Source organism: Erythrobacter sp. R86502 (genome assembly GCF_042466465.1).
Lineage (GTDB): Bacteria > Pseudomonadota > Alphaproteobacteria > Sphingomonadales > Sphingomonadaceae > Erythrobacter.
In genome coordinates, this window is the sequence record NZ_JAXHCJ010000001.1 from 2021189 (window position 1) to 2041862 (window position 20674).

At 63.7% G+C, this 20674-nt stretch carries 18 protein-coding genes; 9 read left to right on the forward strand and 9 right to left on the reverse strand.

Features of this window, described 5'->3' with window-relative positions; all coding sequences use genetic code 11:
• Positions 1 to 40: 40 nt before the first annotated feature.
• Complete coding sequence (locus SJY33_RS09690; protein ID WP_379922555.1) at positions 41 to 1006, forward strand: hypothetical protein; 966 nt, start codon at positions 41 to 43, stop codon at positions 1004 to 1006.
• 578 nt (positions 1007 to 1584) lie between these two features.
• Here the strand turns inward: SJY33_RS09690 and ruvB are convergent.
• The 3 genes from ruvB to ruvA are packed head-to-tail and all read right to left on the reverse strand — an operon-like array spanning position 1585 to position 3781.
• A complete protein-coding gene (gene ruvB, locus SJY33_RS09695; RefSeq protein ID WP_379922556.1) occupies positions 1585 to 2619 on the reverse strand; it encodes a Holliday junction branch migration DNA helicase RuvB in 1035 nt (344 codons plus the stop codon).
• Positions 2616 to 3161 (reverse strand): DsrE family protein, encoded by a 546-nt coding sequence (locus tag SJY33_RS09700; RefSeq protein WP_379922557.1) that lies wholly within the window; start codon positions 3159 to 3161, stop codon positions 2616 to 2618. The genes ruvB and SJY33_RS09700 overlap by 4 nt, the downstream gene beginning before the upstream one ends.
• Before the next feature lie 11 nt (positions 3162 to 3172).
• Positions 3173 to 3781 (reverse strand): Holliday junction branch migration protein RuvA, encoded by a 609-nt coding sequence (ruvA, locus tag SJY33_RS09705; protein ID WP_379922558.1) that lies wholly within the window; start codon positions 3779 to 3781, stop codon positions 3173 to 3175.
• A gap of 255 nt (positions 3782 to 4036) precedes the next feature.
• On the opposite strand from ruvA, the gene aroC reads away from it, so the two are divergent.
• The 5 genes from aroC to katG all read left to right on the forward strand — a co-directional run bounded on the left by aroC (position 4037) and on the right by katG (position 11134).
• Entirely contained in the window at positions 4037 to 5107 is a 1071-nt protein-coding gene (gene aroC / locus SJY33_RS09710; RefSeq protein ID WP_379922559.1) for a chorismate synthase, read from the forward strand.
• A gap of 137 nt (positions 5108 to 5244) precedes the next feature.
• Positions 5245 to 6075, forward strand: a complete 831-nt coding sequence (locus tag SJY33_RS09715) for an alpha/beta fold hydrolase (protein WP_379922560.1) — start codon at positions 5245 to 5247, stop codon at positions 6073 to 6075.
• Between the two features lie 215 nt (positions 6076 to 6290).
• Positions 6291 to 6857: an alkyl hydroperoxide reductase subunit C gene (ahpC, locus tag SJY33_RS09720; RefSeq protein ID WP_379922561.1), complete on the forward strand. Its 567-nt coding sequence runs from the start codon at positions 6291 to 6293 to the stop codon at positions 6855 to 6857.
• Between the two features lie 212 nt (positions 6858 to 7069).
• The gene (gene ahpF / locus SJY33_RS09725) at positions 7070 to 8659 is read left to right on the forward strand and encodes an alkyl hydroperoxide reductase subunit F (RefSeq protein WP_379922562.1); all 1590 of its coding nucleotides are present in this window, start codon (positions 7070 to 7072) and stop codon (positions 8657 to 8659) included.
• 258 nt (positions 8660 to 8917) lie between these two features.
• Positions 8918 to 11134 carry a catalase/peroxidase HPI gene (katG, locus tag SJY33_RS09730; RefSeq protein ID WP_379922563.1) on the forward strand — a complete coding sequence of 739 codons (2217 nt, stop codon included), beginning with the start codon at positions 8918 to 8920 and terminating at the stop codon, positions 11132 to 11134.
• 64 nt (positions 11135 to 11198) lie between these two features.
• Here katG and SJY33_RS09735 read toward each other — a convergent pair whose 3' ends face one another.
• The gene (locus SJY33_RS09735; RefSeq protein WP_379922564.1) at positions 11199 to 12197 is read right to left on the reverse strand and encodes a LytTR family transcriptional regulator DNA-binding domain-containing protein; all 999 of its coding nucleotides are present in this window, start codon (positions 12195 to 12197) and stop codon (positions 11199 to 11201) included.
• Positions 12198 to 12208: 11 nt separating this feature from the next.
• Here SJY33_RS09735 and SJY33_RS09740 point away from each other — a divergent pair, with 11 nt between their 5' ends.
• Positions 12209 to 12760 (forward strand): DUF2306 domain-containing protein, encoded by a 552-nt coding sequence (locus SJY33_RS09740; protein WP_379922565.1) that lies wholly within the window; start codon positions 12209 to 12211, stop codon positions 12758 to 12760.
• Positions 12761 to 12800: 40 nt separating this feature from the next.
• Here SJY33_RS09740 and SJY33_RS09745 read toward each other — a convergent pair whose 3' ends face one another.
• Positions 12801 to 14762 (reverse strand): hypothetical protein, encoded by a 1962-nt coding sequence (locus SJY33_RS09745; RefSeq protein ID WP_379922566.1) that lies wholly within the window; start codon positions 14760 to 14762, stop codon positions 12801 to 12803.
• Positions 14763 to 14961: 199 nt separating this feature from the next.
• Here SJY33_RS09745 and SJY33_RS09750 point away from each other — a divergent pair, with 199 nt between their 5' ends.
• A complete protein-coding gene (locus SJY33_RS09750) occupies positions 14962 to 15864 on the forward strand; it encodes an SPFH domain-containing protein (RefSeq protein ID WP_379922567.1) in 903 nt (300 codons plus the stop codon).
• A gap of 3 nt (positions 15865 to 15867) precedes the next feature.
• Complete coding sequence (locus tag SJY33_RS09755; protein ID WP_379922568.1) at positions 15868 to 16086, forward strand: Arc family DNA-binding protein; 219 nt, start codon at positions 15868 to 15870, stop codon at positions 16084 to 16086.
• Between the two features lie 9 nt (positions 16087 to 16095).
• Here SJY33_RS09755 and SJY33_RS09760 read toward each other — a convergent pair whose 3' ends face one another.
• The 4 genes from SJY33_RS09760 to SJY33_RS09775 all read right to left on the reverse strand — a co-directional run bounded on the left by SJY33_RS09760 (position 16096) and on the right by SJY33_RS09775 (position 20664).
• On the reverse strand, positions 16096 to 16665 hold the full coding sequence (locus SJY33_RS09760) for a VOC family protein (protein ID WP_379922569.1): 570 nt from the start codon (positions 16663 to 16665) through the stop codon (positions 16096 to 16098).
• Positions 16662 to 17786, reverse strand: a complete 1125-nt coding sequence (hppD, locus tag SJY33_RS09765) for a 4-hydroxyphenylpyruvate dioxygenase (protein ID WP_379922570.1) — start codon at positions 17784 to 17786, stop codon at positions 16662 to 16664. The genes SJY33_RS09760 and hppD overlap by 4 nt, the downstream gene beginning before the upstream one ends.
• A gap of 84 nt (positions 17787 to 17870) precedes the next feature.
• The gene (locus SJY33_RS09770) at positions 17871 to 19406 is read right to left on the reverse strand and encodes an acetyl-CoA acetyltransferase (protein WP_379922571.1); all 1536 of its coding nucleotides are present in this window, start codon (positions 19404 to 19406) and stop codon (positions 17871 to 17873) included.
• The gene (locus SJY33_RS09775; RefSeq protein ID WP_379922572.1) at positions 19396 to 20664 is read right to left on the reverse strand and encodes an acetyl-CoA C-acetyltransferase; all 1269 of its coding nucleotides are present in this window, start codon (positions 20662 to 20664) and stop codon (positions 19396 to 19398) included. Before SJY33_RS09775 ends, SJY33_RS09770 begins: the two co-directional genes overlap by 11 nt.
• Between the last annotated feature and the right edge of the window lie 10 nt (positions 20665 to 20674).

Here is a 20674-nt window from a genome sequence, read left to right on the forward strand (position 1 = left end):
CAACCAGAACGACAAGGGCGGCCCGCAATGGCCGCCCTTTGTGTTTGTGATAGCCTCGGACGTTTACACCAGCAACTTGCGGCGGCCCAGAATGGCTGCGGCGGCGAGGCCGAACAAGATCGTCATTGGCGGTGCCGGCACGTCATGCCCGCCCGATGACGACGATGATGACGAGGACGAGCTGCTGCTGCTGCTGCTGCTCGATGAGGACGAGCTCGATCCCGAAGAACCGCCGCTGCCCGACGAGGAGGACGAGCCGCTCGATGACGACCCCGACGAACTGCTGGTGCTGCTGGTCATGTCCCCTGACGATGAGGACGAGGATGACGATGACGAAGAGGACGACGACGACGAGCTAGAGGATGAAGACGACGAGCTCGACACTGCGCCAGTCGACGAGCTGACATTGCCCGAACTGCTCGAAACCGCACCCGTGCTGCTCGAAACCGCACCCGTGCTGCTCGACACAGCACCCGTGCTGCTCGACACGTTGCCCGACGAGCTCGACACCGCCCCGGTTGATGAACTCACATCACCTGACGAGGATACCGCACCGGTCGAGGATGACACCGCGCCAGTCGAGGACGAAACGTCACCCGATGACGATACGGCACCTGTCGACGAACTGACGTTGCCCGATGTAGTGGTGCTCGACACGGCGCCGGTGCTCGATGACACCTGCCCGGTCGATGTGGAAGTTGAGACCTGGCCGGTGGACGAACTGATCTGGCCCGATGACGAGGTCGTCGAATTGTCGATATCAATGTCGACCACTACACCGCTCGATCCGCTGCTGCTGCCGCTGGTGCTGCCCGACGTTGACGTGGTGGTAGAAACCGACACATCGCCCGAAGACGATCCGCCGCCGCCGAAGAACCCTCCGAAGAACCCGCCGCCAAAGCCGCCGCCGCCGCCAAAGCCGCCGCCGAAACCGCCGCCCCAGCCACCACCGGGCCCACCGCCGCCAGAAATCGGCGGAAGCGGTGGCAATGGCGCGGGCATGTAGGCGACCTGCGCGATCGGCGGACATTCAGCCGCATCGTAATAGGTCTGCACGGCACCTGCTGGCATGCTGGCCGCAGCCACCGTGCCCGCAGGGCCGACCGGCTGACATTCGATCGTCCGTTCCACAATCCGGCGGCGACGCTGTTCCGGCATCGGAATCTCGCGCTGGCGCGTCTTGATGTAGCGTGCGCCGGTGACCGGATCGACCTGCACCAGCTTGCCATCGATGTTGGTCGAGAACTCCGGGGCGTCGGTGTTCATCGGTTCCGCCATGCGCACGGCACCGCCTTGTAACAAGGCGACACCCGCAGCAGCGGCGGAAAGCTTCGCGATGGCCAGTTTGAGCGACATAGTCGGTAACCCTGTTTGCCTGCGGGGCGCATGCGGACTGCCCGCGCCTCCTTCAAATCCAGAGTTCTTTTGAAGTCAGAAGGCGCTGGCGGGCAATGCGATTAACTATGGCTTGCGCATCAGACACCGCGGAATCGCTTGCGAACCGCCGGTTTTCAGGCTCGCTGTCCCGAACTGGCACCGAAAACGAGGGTCTTGTTAGTCAATGCGTTAAGGTTGAGCACGGGATCAGTCTTCGAACAAACCCGCCTGACTGGGGGGCGATTCTCTGAGCGGGGTCATCTCCAGATGCGCCCAGCCACCATCATTCAGCACCCGGCCCCGCGCCGTGCGCGCGATCAGGCCGAGCTGGATGAGGTAGGGCTCGACCACTTCCTCCACCGTGTCGCGCGGTTCAGCAAGGCCCGCTGCCAGCGTTTCTATCCCGACGGGTCCGCCCTTGTAGGTGGTGGCGATCATGGTGAGATAGCGGCGGTCCATCGCATCCAGACCGAGCCGGTCAATCTCCAAGCGGGTCAGCGCTTCATCCGCGACATGGCGGGTGACGCTGGCCGCCCCTGCGACATCGGCAAAGTCGCGCACGCGCCGGAGCAAGCGCCCCGCCACACGCGGCGTACCGCGCGAGCGGCGGGCGATTTCGTGCGCGCCATCGGGCTGGATCGCGAGGCCGAGCAGCCCGGCCGCGCGGGTGACGACACGCTCCAACTCGGCATGGGTGTAGAAGTTGAGCCTGACAGGGATGCCGAAACGGTCGCGCAGCGGCGTTGTCAGCAGACCCTGCCGCGTGGTCGCCCCGATCAGCGTGAAGGGCGGCAGGTCGATGCGGACGCTGCGCGCCGACGGCCCCTCCCCGATGATGAGATCGAGCGCGCGGTCCTCCATCGCGGGGTAGAGCACTTCCTCGACCACAGGGGAAAGGCGGTGAATCTCGTCAATAAACAGCACGTCATGCGGTTCGAGGTTCGTCAGCAGCGCGGCCAGATCGCCAGCCTTGGCGATGACGGGGCCGGAGGTTGCACGAAAGCCGACGCCGAGTTCGCCCGCGATGATCTGCGCCAGCGTGGTCTTGCCGAGGCCGGGGGGGCCGAAGAACAGCGTATGATCCATCGCCTCCCCCCGCGCGCGTGCGGCCGCGATGAAGACGGCGAGGTTGCCCTTGGCCGCTTCCTGCCCGACAAATTCGGCGAGGCGGCGCGGGCGCAGCGCCGCGTCCTGGTCGCCGGGCTGGCGCGTGGGTGCGTGGAGGGGGACGGGCTCGCTCAAAACGGGTTCACCGTGAAGCCATCGCGCTGCAACAGCGCGTGCGCCGTCATGGCCGAAAGCGACATTTCCACGCCCGGCATCAGGTCTGCGGGCTTGATGCCATAAGCCGCCGCCGATTGCCCGCACAGGATGAAGCGCACGTCTTCCGCCAGCAACGCTTCCACCAGATTGGCCGAGGGGTTGTCGCCCTGAAGCGAACGTGGGTTGGCGGCGTGCGCGGCGTTGGTCAGCAATTCGAGCGCGGCCTTGCCATGCACCACCACCACCAATCGGATGTTCTCCTGCGGCACGCCGTGGGCCACGTGCATGTTGAGGAACCGCGCCGCGCTGTCGAAGCCGCGATTCGGTCCACTCTCACCCGCCGGGGTGCTGACGTCGAAAGCGACAGCGAACTGGGCGTCCGCGGGGAGGCTCTCGATCCCCGGCACAGGGGCGTGCGCGCCGAATTCGGTCAGCACCGGTCCGGGTTTGAATGCGCTCGTATCCTGCGCGGCGAGCGGCGTGGCGACGAACGCCAGGGCGATGGTCATTGCGATACGCATAGTAAGTCCTCCTAGGATGCCGCCTTCTTCAACGCCACGCGGATCAGGTCGCCTTCGCTTGCGCCCTCGCCCAGTTCCTCGAGCGCCCGCGCCACCGCCTGCGCTGCGACCGCGGGCTTGAAGCCGAGGTTCTCCAACGCGCTCGCAGCGTCTGCGCCGACGCTGCCTGCAGGAGCAGCCGCTGCGCCCACGGCGAAGGCGCCGCCGCCGCCCGGCATCCCGCCGGCCTTGTCCTTCAATTCGTTGACGATCCGCGCCGCCAGTTTCGGCCCCACGCCATTGGCGCGTGTCACCATCGCGGCATCGCCCTTGCCGCACGCTTCGCGCAGTTCACCGGTCGACAACGCCGAGAGGATCGCCAGCGCCACCTTGCTGCCCACGCTCTGCACGCCGGTTAGCAGCCGGAACCAGTCACGCTCGGATGCCTCGGCAAAGCCCAGCAGGCGCATGTCGGTCTCGCTCACCTGCATCTGCGTATGGACGGTGCAGAACTCACCCACCGATCCCAGCGCGGCAAGCGTGCGGCTGGAGCACCAGACGAGATAGCCCACCCCGCCGACATCGACGATGGCCCAATCCTCGCCCGTGCTGTCGAGCCTGCCGGATAGCTTTGCAATCATGGTTTGTTCCTTGCCGCATCCATCGGCCTAAAGCCAGAGCGGGCTTGGCCCTTTCCGCAACTTGCTGCGCCGGTGTTGGAGACACATGAGACACTGTCCAGGAACACAAAAACCGCCTCCCTTTTGCCGCCCCTGCATCATAGGACACCCAAGAGATAGCGCAGCCGAACATGGCATCTGCCTAACCAACCTGCAGCATGTAGGAAATCTGCGCCTTCTCGACACGCGGCGCAATTGCGGTAAGGAACCTGACCCATGAGCTGGAACACCTTCGGGCGCGCGCTGCGCTTTACCACTTGGGGCGAAAGTCATGGGCCTGCGCTGGGCGCGGTGGTCGACGGGTGCCCGCCGGGGCTGGCCATCTCCGAGGACTTCATCCAGCCGTTCATGGATGCGAGGAAGCCGGGCACCAGCCGCTTCACCACGCAGCGGCGCGAGGATGACATCGTGCGCATCCTGTCGGGCGTGTTCGATGGCAAGACCACCGGGACGCCTATCTCGCTCATGATCGAGAACACCGATCAGCGGTCGAAGGATTACTCCGCAATCGCCCAGCAATACCGCCCGGGCCATGCCGATTACGCCTATGACGCCAAATACGGCATCCGCGATTATCGTGGCGGCGGGCGCTCATCGGCGCGCGAGACCGCGGCACGGGTCGCGGCGGGCGCGGTGGCGCGGCTGGTGATCCCCGAAGTCACCATCACCGCCTACGTGTGCGAATTGGGCGGCGACCGGATCGACCCCGCGAATATCGAATACAGCGAGATTGCCAACAATCCCTTCTTCTGCCCCGACCCCGCCGCGGCCAAGCGCTGGGAAGAGAAGGTCGATGCGGCGCGCAAGGCCGGTTCCTCACTCGGCGCGATTGTCGAATGCGTGGCGGAAGGCGTGCCCGCAGGCTGGGGCGCGCCGATCTATGCCAAGCTCGACAGCGATCTGGCCGCCGCGATGATGAGCATCAACGCGGTCAAGGGCGTTGAAATCGGGGACGGCTTCGAAGCCGCACGCCTGACCGGCGAACAGAACGCCGACCGGATGCGACCCGGCGCGGACGGCAAGCCGGAATATGCCAGCAACCACGCGGGCGGCACCGCGGGCGGCATCTCGACCGGGCAGCCGGTGGTGTGCCGGGTGGCGTTCAAGCCGACCTCGTCGATCCTGACCCCGGTGGAGTCGATCAATTCGGCGGGCGAGGCGGTCGAGGTGGTCACCAAGGGCCGCCACGATCCCTGCGTCGGCCTGCGCGGCACGCCGGTGGTCGAGGCAATGATGGCGCTGGTGCTGGCGGACCACAAGCTGCTGCACCGCGCTCAAATAGCGTAAGCGGTAGTCGGCAAGAAAGCGGGCAGTGCGTGCAATAACGCCTTGGCCCGTTGCAGCGCTGCGCTGATCTGACGGAACCTAAAGCCTCCTTGTGACCTTTCCCCATGAAAGGTTTTTACAAGCAAGGAGTTTGCCGCGTGCCGCAATTCAAAACCCGTGATGATACCGCGATCCGTTTCAAGGAATTGGGCGAAGGCCGCCCGGTCATTCTGATCCACGGTTGGCCCCTGTCGGCCGACAGCTGGGATCCGGTGATGATGCATCTGGCCGAAAACGGCATGCGCGCCATCGCCTATGACCGGCGCGGATTCGGCGCGTCGGATCACGCGCCCGGCGGGTATGATTACGACACCTTCAGTGACGATCTTGCCGATCTGATCGCGCATCTCGGGCTGACCGACAACATTGCGCTTGCCGGATTCTCGATGGGGGGCGGGGAAATCGCTCGCTACATGAGCCGCCATGGCGGCAAGGGCGTCACGGCCGCCGCGCTGGTCAGTTCGGTCGTGCCCTACATGCTCAAGACCGATGACAATCCCGATGGCGTGCCCGACGCGACTTTCCAAGAGATGACGCAGGGCATGAAGGACGATTTCCGCGCGTTCTTCACCGGCTTCTTCAAGGATTTCTTTGGTGTCGGCGGCCCGGGTACGCAGGTCAGCGACGAAGAACGGCACTGGGCATGGCTGACCACGATGAAGGCATCGCAATATGCCACGCTGCAATCAGCGGCGGCGTTTGCCTACACCGATTTCCGCCCCGATCTGCCGCACTTCAAGGTTCCCACGCTGGTCATCCACGGCACCAACGATCAAACCGTTCCTATTGATGCAACGGGCCGTGCAGCAGCGCAGCATATCGAAGGCGCGACACTGATCGAATATGCCGATGAACCCCATGCGGTGTTCGCCACCGTCACCGATCGCCTGAAGACCGATCTGGCCGAGTTCTTCGCTGCCAATACCTGACACCAATCAATGTCCCTGCGGCGGCCCCTATGACGGGCCGCCGCAGCAGGACCGGACCCCATCATGTTTCGATAAAAGCGATCGGTTCCCGCGCCACAGATTGAGAAAAGCGATCTTCGCAATCGCAACAATCAACTTTTGTGCAGCGCAAAACACCTTATCTGGGCATCACAAGTTTCATCCTACCTCTCAACCCAACAAAAGGACAAACTCCCATGGGTATCATCGGTTCAACCATCCAGCCCTTCACCGCCACCGCTTTCCAGGCCGGTAAGGACTTCTTCGACGTCACGAACGAAGACCTCGCCGGCAAGTGGTCGGTGTTCTTCTTCTACCCGGCCGACTGGACCTTCGTCTGCCCGACCGAGCTGGAAGACATGGGCGAAAAGTACAGCCAGCTGCAGAGCATGGGTGTGGAAGTCTATGCCGTCAGCACCGACACGCACTTCAGCCACAAGGCATGGCACGACAATTCGGACAAGATCAGCAAGCTGACCTTCCCGTTCCTGGGTGACCAGAACCACGTGCTGTCGAACCAGTTCGGCGTGCTGCGTCAGGATTCGGGCCTTGCCGACCGTGCGACCTTCGTGGTCGATCCCGATGGCGTGATCCAGATCATGGAAATCACCTGCGAAGGCGTAGGCCGCAATGCCAACGAGCTGACCCGCAAGATCAAGGCCGCCCAGTATGTGCGCGCCAACCCCGGTCAGGTCTGCCCGGCAGCCTGGGAAGAAGGCAGCGACACGCTGGCCCCCTCGCTTGATCTCGTTGGAAAGATCTAAGCCTGTCTGAATTGGTCAGCGCGGGGCTCTCCCCCTCCCCCTCGTTCCTCGCTGATCGCAAATCCCGAGAGCCCTGAAGCCCTCGGGTCGTAGCCGGGACCGGAATTGCCCGCCCCTTCCCCCCTTTCGGGGCAAGCGCAATCCGGTCCCGCGTTACCTTTTTACAAGCTTCCCTACGTTTCTCGCGCGATTATCCGCGCCCGGAGGACATTATGCTCGACGCCGCCATGCAGGCCCAGCTCAAGACCTACCTTGCCAACCTTCGCGAAGGCGTGGAACTGGTCGCCTCGCTCGACGATAGCGAGAAGTCGCGCCAGACCCGTGCATTGATCGAACAGATCGCCGCGCAGCACGATCTCGTCACCGCACGCCTTGATGGCACCGATGATCGCAAGCCCAGCTTCATCATCCGCCGCGCGTCGGACGCGCAGAAGTGGGTGCGTTTTGCCGGCCTGCCGATGGGCCACGAATTCACGTCGCTGGTGCTCGCGCTGTTGTGGGCTGGCGGCCACCCGCCCAAGGTTGATGCCGACCTGATCGAACAGGTCCGCGCGCTTGAAGGCGATTACAATTTCGAGATGTTCTTCTCGCTCAGCTGCCACAACTGCCCCGACGTGGTGCAGGCGCTGACGCTGATGGCGCTGGAAAACCCGCGCATCACCGCAACGCTGATCGAAGGCGGCACGTTTCAGGACGAGGTGGAGCGCCGCGACATCATGGCCGTGCCCGCGACCTTCCTCAACGGCGAAAGCTTCTACAACGGCAAGATGGAACTTGCCGAAATTCTTGCAAAGCTCGACAAGAACGCTGGTGCCAAGCAGGCTGAAAAGCTTGCTGCCAAGGCACCCTTTGAAGTGCTTGTCGTCGGCGGCGGCCCTGCCGGGGCTTCGGCGGCGGTCTATACCGCGCGCAAGGGTTTCCGCACCGGGATAGCCGCCGAACGTTTTGGCGGCCAGTTGATGGACACGCTGGGCATCGAAAACCTGCCGGGCACGCCGTACACCGAAGGGCCCAAGCTGACCGACAGCCTGAAGAAGCACGTGGGCGAATACGAAATCGATCTGATGGATCTTGCCCGCGCCGTCGAACTCAAGCCCGCCAGCGAACTGGGCGGCTTCCATGAAGTCGTGATGGACAACGGCGCCAGCCTCAAGGCGCGTTCGCTGATCCTGTCGACCGGTGCCCGCTGGCGTAATCTCGGCGTGCCGGGCGAAGCGGAATATCGCAACAAGGGTGTGGCGTACTGCCCGCACTGCGACGGTCCGCTGTTCAAGGGCAAGCGTATCGCCGTGATCGGCGGCGGCAATTCGGGCGTCGAAGCGGCGATCGACCTTGCCGGGATCGTCGGCCATGTCACGCTGGTGGAGTTTGATACCAAGCTGCGCGCGGACGAAGTGCTGCAACGCAAGCTGCGTTCGATGCCCAACGTCGAGATCATCATCAACGGCCAGACCACCGAAGTTCTGGGCGATGGCACCCGCGTCAACGGCATGGTGGTGAAAGACCGCGCCAGCGGTGAGGAACGCCGCATCGCGCTGGAAGGCGTGTTCGTCCAGATCGGGCTTGTCCCCAACACCGAATGGCTGCGCGAGACCGGCCTCGAACTGTCGAAGCACGGTGAAATCGTCACCGACGATCACGGCGCATCCAGCATCCCCGGCATCTATGCCGCGGGCGATTGTACCACGGTCCCGCACAAGCAGATCGTGGTGGCGATGGGTGAAGGCGCAAAGGCAGGTCTGGGCGCGTTCGATTTCCTGATCCGTAACGAGCCAGCCGAACAAATCGCACAGGCCGCTTAATTAGTTCGGGCGCGCCCGCCTTTCGCGGGCGCGCTTCCTCGCTCACGCGACCTGAAGGTCGCGTCGCTGCGGGCGGCCAGTCGGCCTTGCGGGCTCCCTTTCGGGAGCCCGTTTTCGTTTGCCGCACTCGTCAACTGATCGCCTCACTCAATCAAACCTTCCGCATTAATCGATTGGACGCACCATCCGCAAAGCGTCATTCTCTCATCATAGGCTACGCGCGCAGGCGCGAGTCTGAACCCCGAGAGGAGACACATCATGGACGCAAAGACCGGAGATATAAGCGGCGGTTGCCCCTTCCACGGCAGCACCGATATGCGCAACCTGCTGGGCCGCACCAATCGTGATTGGTGGCCGCAGGCGTTGCAGGTCGATATTCTGACCGAACGCGGGCAGAGCGCGAACCCTTACGGCGAAGATTTCGACTATGCCGAAGCGTTCAACGCGTTGGATTACAATGCGTTGAAAGCCGATCTCACCGCGCTGATGACCGACAGCCAGCCTTGGTGGCCGGCCGATTACGGGCATTACGGCCCGTTCTTCATCCGCATGGCCTGGCACGCGGCCGGCACCTATCGCACCGGCGACGGGCGCGGCGGATCGAATAGCGGTCAGCAGCGCTTCGCGCCGCTCAATTCGTGGCCCGATAACGGCAACCTCGACAAGGCACGCCGCCTGCTGTGGCCGATCAAGCAGAAGTACGGCAAGAACATCAGTTGGGCCGACCTGTTCATCCTCACCGGCAATGTCGCGATCGAATCGATGGGCGGGCCGGTGTTCGGCTTCGGCGGCGGCCGTGCCGACGTCTATGAGCCGGAGAGCGTCTACTGGGGCACCGAGGAACAGTGGGTCAACGAAAACGTCCCCACCCGCATCCACCCCAAGGAGGGCCGTGCACTGGAAAACCCGCTCGCCGCGATCCAGATGGGCCTCATCTACGTTAATCCCGAAGGACCGCAGGGCAACCCGCATGACCCCGAAGGCATGGCCCGCGACATGCGCGAAACCTTTGCCCGCATGGCCATGAACGACGAAGAGACCGTCGCGCTCACCGCAGGCGGTCACGCATTCGGCAAGTGCCACGGCGCACACCCGGCCGATAGCTTCGGCGGCGCGCCCGAAAGCGAAGACCTGCACCTGATGGGCTTCGGCTGGTTGAACGACGCCGAAGAAATCGAAAAGGGCAATATCACCACTTCGGGCATCGAAGGCGCGTGGACACCCAACCCTACCCAATGGGGCAATGACTATTTCCGCCTGCTGTTCAAGTATGACTTCGAGCTGGTGACATCGCCCGCGGGTGCGCATCAATGGACGCCGATCAATCCCGATCCCGAAGACATGGCGCCCGACGCGCGCGATCCTTCGAAGAAGGTACCGACGATCATGACCACCGCCGACATGGCGCTGAAGCGTGATCCGGAATATCGCAAGATTTCCGAGCGGTTCCTGAACGATCAGGCGGCGCTGGACGATGCCTTTGCGCGTGCGTGGTTTAAGCTGTGCCACCGCGATATGGGCCCCAAGGTCAAGTATCTCGGCCCCGAAGTGCCGCAAGAAACGCTGATTTGGATGGACCCGGTTCCTGAAGGCACTACGCCCTCGGACGCCGAAGTCGCCCGCTTCAAGGATGCGATCCTGAACAGTGGCCTCAGTGTGCGCGAGCTCGTCAAGGCGGCCTGGGCGTCGGCCTCGACCTATCGCAATTCGGACCATCGCGGCGGCGCCAATGGTGCGCGCATCCGGTTGGAACCGCAGCGGTCGTGGGCGGTCAACGATCCGGAAGAGCTGGGCAAAGTGCTCGATACCATCGAAGCGCATCGTGGTCAGCTGAGCATGGCCGATGCGATCGTGCTGGCGGGCAATGCGGCAGTCGAAAAGGCCGCGCGCGATGCCGGGCATGACGTGACCGTACCCTTCCTGGGCGGGCGCGGCGATGCGACCGAGGAGCACACCGACGCTGAAAGCTTCGAGCCGCTGGAACCGTTTGCCGACGGTTTCCGCAATTACCTGAAGACCAAGGCTCAGGTGCGGACCGAGGAGATGCTGATCGACCGGGCACATCTGCTCGGCCTGTCGATCCCGGAACTGACTGTGCTGGTTGGCGGAATGCGGGCACTGGGCGCGGTCAGCGATCATGCCGAACATGGGCACCGGATCGGGGTGTTGACCGAAACGCCGGGCAAGCTGACGCCCGACTTCTTCCGCAACCTGCTCGACATGAACACCAAGTGGGCGCCTGTCGATGACAGCGGTGACGAAGAATACGTCGCCACCGACCGTGCAACCGGCGCAGAAAAGTGGCGCGCGACCCGCACCGATCTGGTGTTTGGATCGAACTCGATCCTGCGCGCGCAGGCTGAGGTTTATGCCGAGAACGGGAACGAGGGCAAATTCGTGTGCGACTTCATCTCGGCCTGGAACAAGGTGATGAACGCAGACCGCTTCGATGTGCGCTGGGCCAAATACCACTGAGCCTTGATCGCCTGACATACGAAAGGCCCCCGGTCACAATACCGGGGGCCTTTTTCGTGTGCGATCAGATCCAGCGTGCGTCGCGCAGTGCGGCAACATTGGCGCGGGCGACTGGTGCTTCGACCCCGCGGGCCAGCCGAAGTCGGATATTGCGCCCCTCACGCGCCACATCCTCCACCGCACCGCGCGCCACCCACCAGCTGCGATGCACCTGCATCCCTTCCAGATCGCCCAACATGGCAATCGCATCGCGCAGTCGCATCAGCACAAGCGCCGATCCGAGCACGGTGTGGACGCGGACATAGTGATCTTCCATCTCCAGCGCGATGATATCACTGCCGAGGTCCGGGGGAATTTGGTCGAGCAGCGGGTGTGGGGGCGGCGTTGGTATCACAGCCGGTTGGATCGTCGGCGCAAAAACCGGTGAGAGCATCGGCGCGGGCATGGGGTGCGGCGTGGGCATGGCCGCCGGAATGGCGGCGGCGCTGTAGCCGGGCTTTGCCAGATTGAAGAACGCCGTAATCGCACCGCCGATCACAAAAACTGAAAAATAGGTCGCCGTCGCTGATTCAAGCCCGGGCCAAACCGGCGCTTCGGGCAAGCTGTTGATCGCGATGATGGCAAAGGACATCGGGAAAGTCGCCAGCGCGCAGGTTCCGACCAAAAGCGCCCAGCGCGGCAAATCCAGCGTGCGGTGCGCCCACGCGGCGAAAGCGTCCATCGGGCGGTAAAAGATGTAGCCGAGCAGTGCAAAGCCGGTCCAGCTGGCCACCCGCACCGGCAGCGCGACATCGATACTACCGAACGGCGCGATCACACCCAGAAACACCCCGATCGCCACCATGACCGACAGATCGATAACGATCCGGCGCAGGATCGGACGATGCGAGGCATGGGGCTGTATCATGCCGCAATAGGTGCCTGTCCATTCGCGCTTCGTAAAGTGGCAGCGCGCGCTCTCGCACAACAATTCGCGCATGACAGAGGCGGTTGGCGCATCCGGCGTTGCTCGCAGATCGTGCAGCGTCATCATGGGCCGCAGCAACCGATTACCTGCCGCCAAGGAGATCCGCCATGACCGCCATACCGCTCGCTTTTACCGCCCGCCGTAGCACCGCTGCAACACGGCCCGCTGCACAGTTCGACATAGGTCCGGCGCAGCGTACCGCTGTCAGCCTCGCGTGCTTCACCATGAGTTTTGCGATACTGATCGCTTTGGGCAAGGCATCGCTGGGAATGGTCGAGACCCTCCACCACTACGCCAAGCTCCCCATTATCATCCATGTCGCCGCTGTGTTGCCCACCGTCCCGCTGGGGGGCTGGCTATTGCTGGCAAGAAAGGGGACGGCAATGCACAAGCGGCTTGGCAAGGTCTGGCTGGTGTTGATGCTGATCACGGCCACATCGGCGATCTTCATCCAGTCTTCAGGCGGGTTTAGCTGGATCCACCTGTTTGTACCCATAACCTTTCACGCCGCGTGGAAGGTGGTAGCTACCGCACGGCGCGGCGACATTCAGGCGCACAAGCGGCATCTGATTGTCACCTATCTGACAGCCTTGATGATCCCGGGCATTGCCGCTTTCATGATCCCGGGCCGACTGATGAACGTGATGCTGCTGGGCTGACGTCACCGGCAAGCCAGCCGTTATCGAAGATTTCGCCCGATCAGGCGGGCAGCGCGATATGCTTGGCGCCGAATACCGCCTGCCAGCTTTCGATTTCCTCGACCACGGCTTCGTCAAGCGCGTGCACCAGATCGGCGGTCGCCGCATAGGTCAGCGCGGCAGGCGCGCCTGACAGCAGCAGCGCGATGCGCGTTTCAATCTCACGCAGCTTTTCGGCCGCCACCTGCGAGATCGCGGCAAAGCGTTCAAAATCGCCGAAATAGCGGATGCCGGCCAGGTTCGCACCCAACGTCGGAAAAGCGACCCCGCAGAAGGTGAAGAACGGCGAAACGTCGGCGGCCAGTGTCTTGGGCACCAGTCCCGCCAGCCCCGCGCCCTTGATGGCAAGATAGGCCGTAACCGACACGATCGCGAGGACGAAACAGGCGCCAGCGGCCTTGTCGAGCCGGTGATGCACACGCTTCAGCCGCAGTGACTTTTCCTCATGATAGGCGCGCTGGCCTGCGACATGCGGCAACACTGTGTCTGTCAGTCCCGCACGCAGATATTCGCGCGTGACGCTGACCTGCGGCAAGCCCACATCGCGCAAGGCATGGCGGGCAAAATGTTCGGGCCATTCGGCCCCGCCACCGCTGCGTGCCCAGCGTCCGGTGGGCCGTGCCACGCCGAGCAACAGCAACGCAGGCGCATGGCGCAGATATTCCGCCACGCGGCGCATCGCAAACCAGCGCCGATGCCACCCTAGCCGCGAGCCTGCCGCCGTCACCGCCAATATGCCGGACAGCAAGATCAGTTCGGCCAGCGCAAATGCCCATTTGAACTCGGCCAGTCCGGCCGGCAGAAACGCGATACCGATTATGACCGCCATCGCCGCAAGCACGAAATTCACGCACATCCCGCTGCGATAGGCATCGGCCAGACGGCAGGCGATGCCATCGGCCCAGGTGAACATTGGCAGGACATCATCGGCCAGATCGCGGGCCACCTGCGGATCACCACCCGGCATGGTTCGGGCCGCTGCAATCACATCCGCGCCGCTTCCGGCGCTGACGGCGTCGGGCGCTTCGTATGTGGTCTTGAGCGATCCGAACACGCGCCCGCCTCCGCCAAACACCCGCTCGATCCGGCGGTAGAACCCGAAAGCACGCGAGCTGCGCGGTCGCCATTTTTCGCTGGCGAGCATGTCCGGACTCCAGCCATCCACCACGACCGCAGCCCGAATGATTGTTTCAAGCCGGTCCACATCGGGCGCGCAGCCCGGTGCGGGCTGGGCCAGTTCCTCGGGCCGGGCCAGAATTCTCCACGCCGAAGGGGCAGCCGGGTCGATCAGCAGCACCGGCGTGCCCATCATCAACGCCGTGACAACCGTGTGCCCCGTGCCGCCCGGCAGATTGGATACCTTGCCGTCCCACACCGCGATGACAAGGTCGGTCCGTTCGATCATCAAGCGCCCTGCCAGCGCGACATTGTCCGATGCCAGCGCCTCGAAACTGCGGATCGCGGCGCGATCTTCCGGGCGCGCGATCACCGCCCGCCACAGCGTTTCGACCGCTTCATCGCGGTCAGCCAAAGCAAACAGACACGCACGCTGCGTGACCGCGCGGATCGCCGCTGCGCGCGCTTCAACCAAAGGGTTCTGTGCGGCGCGGCCGGAAAGCAGCGCATCGGCGTCTGCAAGGGTTTCGGGATGCGCGTTGATTGCACAGTTGAGCGCCGCGCCGAAGGGCATCGGAACCGCCAGTTCCCAGCCCTGAGCCAGTGCCAGTTCGGCAGCAACCTGATCGGTTCCGTCCACCAGCAGGCTATGCAGTCGCACCGCACCGCGTGCGCCCGGCAGATGATCGGCGATCGCCTCGATCCGCGCAAACAGCGCGCCCAACGCATCGGCGATGGCCGCGTGATGCGTGCAATATGATGGGTTGGACGCGCGGTGACCGGTAATCCCCAGCGCCAGATGCGGCTGCCAGCTAAGGCCAATACGGGCAGGCAGGCTTTCGGACATAGGCGTGTGATCTCCCCCCCGGGATACGCGGCTGCGCGTGTCAGTGTTTACGCCTTTGGGCCGGGCTATGACAAGCATCGATCCATCCGCGCCGCGACGCCGCGCATTGCGGGCAATCGCACTCTGCCGGATTGGCTTGACGGGTATGGCTTCTGATATAAATACGATATCATAATTATATCGCTTACGGAGATTCGTCATGTCCCTTGCTGAAACCCATGCTCTTAATCGCAGTCGCGAAATCCCGGCTTCGACGCAGAGCGGTTACGTGATGTTGCTGGTCAGTCTGGCGCTGGTGGTGCTGGCCATCTGGATGTTTGTTGCCGGGGTGGGCGGCGAAGCGAAGAACGGGCTGATGGTGATTGCGGCCATCGCTTCGGCTGTGGTGGGCCTGCTGATCCTGTGCGGGTTCTACATGATCAACCCGAACGAGGCAGCGGCGATCCAGCTGTTCGGCGCCTACAAGGGCACCGACCGGACTGAAGGGCTGCGCTGGGTGCTGCCGTGGCTTACCCGCAGCAAGATCGCGGTGCGCGCCAACAACGTCATCAGCGAAAAGATCAAGGTCAACGACGCGCGCGGCAATCCGATCGAAATGGCAGCCCAAGTCGTGTGGCGGGTTACTGACACTGCGCAGGCGCTGTACGATGTCGACGACTACCGCGAATTCGTGATGGCGCAGATGGAGGCCGCGGTGCGGTCGATCGGGTCGCGTTATCCCTATGACGATATCGAGCATCTTGAAGTTACCTTGCGCGGCAATCACGAAGAAGTCGGGATCGAACTGCGCGCAGCGCTGATCGAACGACTGGCCGTGGCTGGCATTACTGTGGACGAATGCGGCCTCACCCACCTTGCCTATGCCCCCGAAATCGCCAGCGCGATGCTGCGCCGCCAGCAGGCCGAAGCGGTGATCGCGGCGCGTGCCAAGCTGGTGGAAGGTGCAGTGTCGATGGTGGAGATGGCGCTCAACATGCTGAGCGAAAAGGGCGTGGTTGAACTGGATGACGAGCGCCGCGCAGCGATGGTGTCAAACCTGATGGTCGTGCTGTGCGCCGAACAGGAAGCCCAGCCTGTGATCAACGCAGGTTCGCTCTACTGATCGATGCCTGGCAAGAAAGCCTTTCCCCTGCGCCTCGATCCCGCGCTGCACGAAGCCATTCAACGCCTGGCGGATGCCGAACTGCGCAGCGTCAACGCCGAGATTGAGGTGCTGCTGCGCGAGGCGCTGGCGCGGCGCGGAATGAAGGTGGCGCAAAGCGAAACGCCCCGGCGGGGACGCCCGCCGGGGACGATGCCCGATGATGCCGACAGCGAAGCCTGACCTGCAGGGTCAATCCTTGGCGGCGGCGTGTTCGGCCCGTGCCAGTTCATGCAGCCAATCGGCGTGGCGCGGCGCTTTCTTGGTTTGCGACCATTCTTCGAGCATGACCGGCGCAACGCGGGCGAGTTCGGCATATTGTTCGTCCGTGCCGATATCAGCGGCAAGTTCGACCCGGTGGCCGTTGGGATCGAAGAAATAGATCGATTTGAAGATGCCGTGGTGCGTCGGGCCAAGCACGTCGATGCCCTGCGCCTCGACATGCGCCTTCGCCGCGAGCAACGCATCTTCCGAAGGCACCTTCAGCGCCAGGTGCTGCACCCATTGCGGAGTGTTGGCATCGCGGCCCATTTCAGGCTGGTTGGGCAGTTCGAAGAAGGCGAGGATGTTGCCGTTCCCCGCATCAAGGAAGATGTGCATGTAGGGATCGTACTCGCCCGTGGAGGGCACGTGGTCCTCGGCAAAGGCGGTGGTGTAGGTCATGCCCAGCACGCGGGCGTACCATTCTACCGTTTCCTTGGCATCCTTGCAGCGATAGGCGGCGTGGTGGATCCCGCCAAGTTGGACGGGGTGCGCGCTCATACCGCTGGCTCCCCTGCGGTCAGCACGCCGCGTTCGATCTGATCACGCTCGATGCTTTCAAACAGCGCCTTGAAATTGCCTTCGCCAAAACCGTCATCGCCCTTGCGCTGAATGAATTCGAAGAACACCGGGCCGACCTGTGCCTGCGCAAAGATTTGCAGCAGCAGGCGGGGGTTGCCACCTTCCGTCGTGCCGTCGAGCAGGATGCCGCGCATCTGAAGCGCGTCTACATCCTCGCCGTGGCCCGGCAGGCGGCCATCCAGCATCGCGTAATAGGCCGCAGGCGGCGCGGTCATGAAGGGGACGCCGAGTTTTTGCAGACGATCCCAGCAGGCCAGCAGATCATCGCAGATCAGCGCAATGTGCTGGATGCCCTCGCCGTTAAAGGCGCGCAGGAACTCCTCGATCTGGCCCTTGCCGCCTTCACCCTCTTCGTTGAGCGGGATGCGGATCTTGCCGTCGGGCGCGGTCAGCGCCTTGCTGGTGAGGCCCGTATATTCGCCCTTGATGTCGAAGAACCGAATTTCGCGGAAGTTGAACAGGGTCTCGTAATAATCGGCCCAGTACTTCATCCGTCCGCCATACACGTTGTGGGTAAGGTGATCGATGGTGTGGAAGCCCGCGCCTACCGGATGCCTGTCGACGCCGGGAAGATATTTGAAATCGATGTCGTAGATTGTCAGATCATTGCCCGCGCCCTGATAGCGATCGACCAGATACAGGATTGCGCCGCCGATACCGCGGATCGCCGGGATGCGTAATTCCATCGGGCCGGGTTCATTGGCGACAGGTTCGGCGCCCTTTTCCAGGAGATGCGCATAGGCCTTTGCCGCATCGCGCACCCGGAACGCCATCCCGCAGGCCGACGCGCCGTGTTCGCGCGCGAAATACCAGGCAGCGCTTTTGGGTTCGTAATTGGCAATCAGGTTGATCCCGCCCTGCCGCCACAAATCGACATCCTTCGAGCGGTGATGCGCCACACGGGTAAAGCCCATCGCTTCAAAAACAGGTTCGAGCATGCCTTTCTGCGGCGCGCAGAATTCGACGAATTCGAATCCGTCCAGTCCGGCAGGGTTTTCGAACAGGTCGTTTGCCGAAGCGTTGCTGGTCAGCGCGTTCATGGTGGCGTTCCCTTTTACAGGCCCTCTCACAGGCATTTAGTTTCAATTGAAACCATTTACCCCAATGCGCCGCAAGTTGCAAGGTCAGGCGAGGCGCCCGACCGTTCGCCCGCGCTCATCCTGCGTCAGGGTGAGCCGCTGTCCGAACGGTTCGCCGCTGTTAAAGGCTGCGGCAGTGGCCGGGTCAGACAGATCGGCGTTTCCGACCACCCGTTCGCCTGCGTCGCAGCGTCCCAGGAAAATCGCTTCGGCGCCCTTTGCGGTGTGGTTGATCGTGTAGGTTTCAACCACCGCGCTGGGCACCGGTTCTGCGCACAACGGGACTGCGCCCGATGGTTTGGGCAGTACGGCAAAGCGGTCATTTGCGCTCCAATCCGCAGGTTCGGTCGAATAGATGCCGGTCGCATATTTGCTCATCCAGCCGCCGTTCGCCCCCACCAGTGCAAAGCTGCCGCGATCCGCCCGCACGCGCTCCACCGCTTCGGCGATGGCGTGGGCCGAGTAATTGTTCCCCGCCCCGCCAAAGAACGGCAAGCCCCCGGTCAGCGTCAGGCCCCTAGGGTCGTCCGCCGAGAGGCCGAAATGGTCGCACTGGTTGAACACCGGAATGGCGAAACAGGAATAGAAGTCGATGTAGCTGATGTCGGCAATCGACTTCCCCGCCCGCGCCAGCGCCGCATCGACGGATGCGAGCGAGGCCGGATTGCCCGCCAGATCGGGCCTTTGCGAGAGCTTCAGCTCGGTCGCGGCGGTGACGGCGTGGATGTGCACCCACTTGTCTTGTGGAACGCCCAACTCGCGCGCGAGACCCGCGCTGGCGACGATCACCGCAGCCGCCTGATTCACCTGATCGCGCGCCACGGTCATGCGCGGATAGGGTTCCGCGACGATGCGGTTGCGGTCGGTGACGGTGGCGAGCTCCTCCGCCGTGCGCTCAACCGGCGCGGCGGAATGGGGGTTCGCCGCCGCGACCTTGGTGAAAGGCGCGAACAGCTTGCCGATTTCGCGGCGGTATTCCTCCAGTCCCAATCCGAGCCGGTGCCGCCGCGCGTTCTCTGCGAGGGCATAGAGCGGGATGGCCCCGATCGCGCCGTGGGCCATCAGCGCGGGCTCCAGCAATTCCTCGACCCCGAAGCCCTGATCCTCGACATCGCCGGGCACGTCCTCCGACCAGTCGGGGGCCTCACCCTTGGCCGAGAGCGCCAGCACGGTCGAGATCGCCTCGCTGCCGACGATCACCGCGCACTGGCTGGCGCCGCCTGCGATGGCCTGCGCGAACTCGCCCACCAGTTGCTGGTTGGTCTGCCCGCCGGTGGTGGTCAGGATCGCGCGCGCGGGATTGGCGCCGACCCGCCTGGCAATTGCGCGCGGGACATTGTCCGCCGCGCCGAACGGCGGCGTTCTGTCAGGCCGCGACATTTCGAAGGCGCGGATCGCGGCAAGGGTTTCGATGGCGCCAGCCACATCGCCGCTTGCCCCGCTATCCGCAATCGCCTCTGCCAGCGCGCGGCCCGCAAGGTCCATATAGGAGAGGGCGGCATAGCCGGGCTCGCCCACCCTCTCCGAATATTGCCCCACCCCGATGATGACCGGGGTGGTGTCAGCAACCTCAGTCGACAAAGCCGTCGACCCGCTCGACGATGATCGCCGGGGCCATGCCGCCCGCCGCGCACATCGTGACGAGGCCGTAGCGCCCGCCCCGGCGCTCCAGTTCGTCGACGATCGTGCCGATCAGGATCGAGCCTGTCGCGCCGATCGGGTGGCCGAGCGCAATTGAGCCGCCGTTGACGTTGACCTTGTCCCAATCGAGATCGAGATCGCGCACGAACTTGGCGGCAACGACCGCGAAGGCTTCGTTGATTTCGAACAGATCGATGTCGTCGGTGGTCAGCCCCGCCTTGGCCAGCACCTTCTTCGCGGCGGGAACCGGAGCGTTCAGCATCAGCGTCGGATCATCGCCCATGTTGGCGGTGGCGACGATCCGCGCACGCGGCTTCAACCCGTGCTTCTGTGCATAATCCTTCGATGCAATCAGCACCGCTGCCGCGCCATCGACCACGCCCGAGCTGTTGCCGGCATGGTGGAAGTGCTCGATTTTGAGATCGGGATACTTGTGGTTGATCAGCTTGCGGAAGGTCGTGCCCTTGTCGTCCAGCGGCACATCGGCGATCTTGGGGAAAGCCGGTTGCAGATTGGCCAGATCCTCGCGGGTGGTCTGCGGGCGGGGATATTCGTCGCGGTCGAGCAGCACGGTGCCATCATCCGCCACCACTGGCACCACCGACTTGTCGAACCGCCCGGCTGCTATCGCCTCGGCCGCACGCTGCTGCGAACGGTAGCCCACCTCGTCCAACTCTTCGCGGGTGAATCCTTCCTTCGACGCGATCGCATCGCCGCAGATGCCCTGGTGCGATTGCGGATGCACGGCCTGAAGCCGTTCGTTGTAGCTGCCCATCATCGGCGGCTTGATCCCGGCGCGCATCTTTTCCTGGCTCATCGCGGCGGTAAGGCTCATCATTTCGGTGCCGCCTGCAATGACGCAATCTTCCATGCCGCTCATCACCTGCGCGGACGCCAGCGCGACGCTGGTGATCCCGCCACCGCAGAAGCGATCGAGCGTGGTGCCCGACGAAGTGACGTCGAAGCCCGCGTCGAGCGCCGCCATCCGGCCCATGTCGCCCGCCTGCATCCCGTCCTGCGTCGAGACCGACCAGATCACATCGTCGACCGTGGCGGTGTCGAGATTGTTGCGCTCCTTGAGCGCCTTCAGCACCGTTGCCGCCAGATGCTGCGGGTGCTCCGCCGCCAGCGCGCCCTTGCCCTGCTTGCCGATCCCGCGCGGCGTGCGCACTGCGTCGATGATGTAAGCCTCTGCCATGGTGATCCTC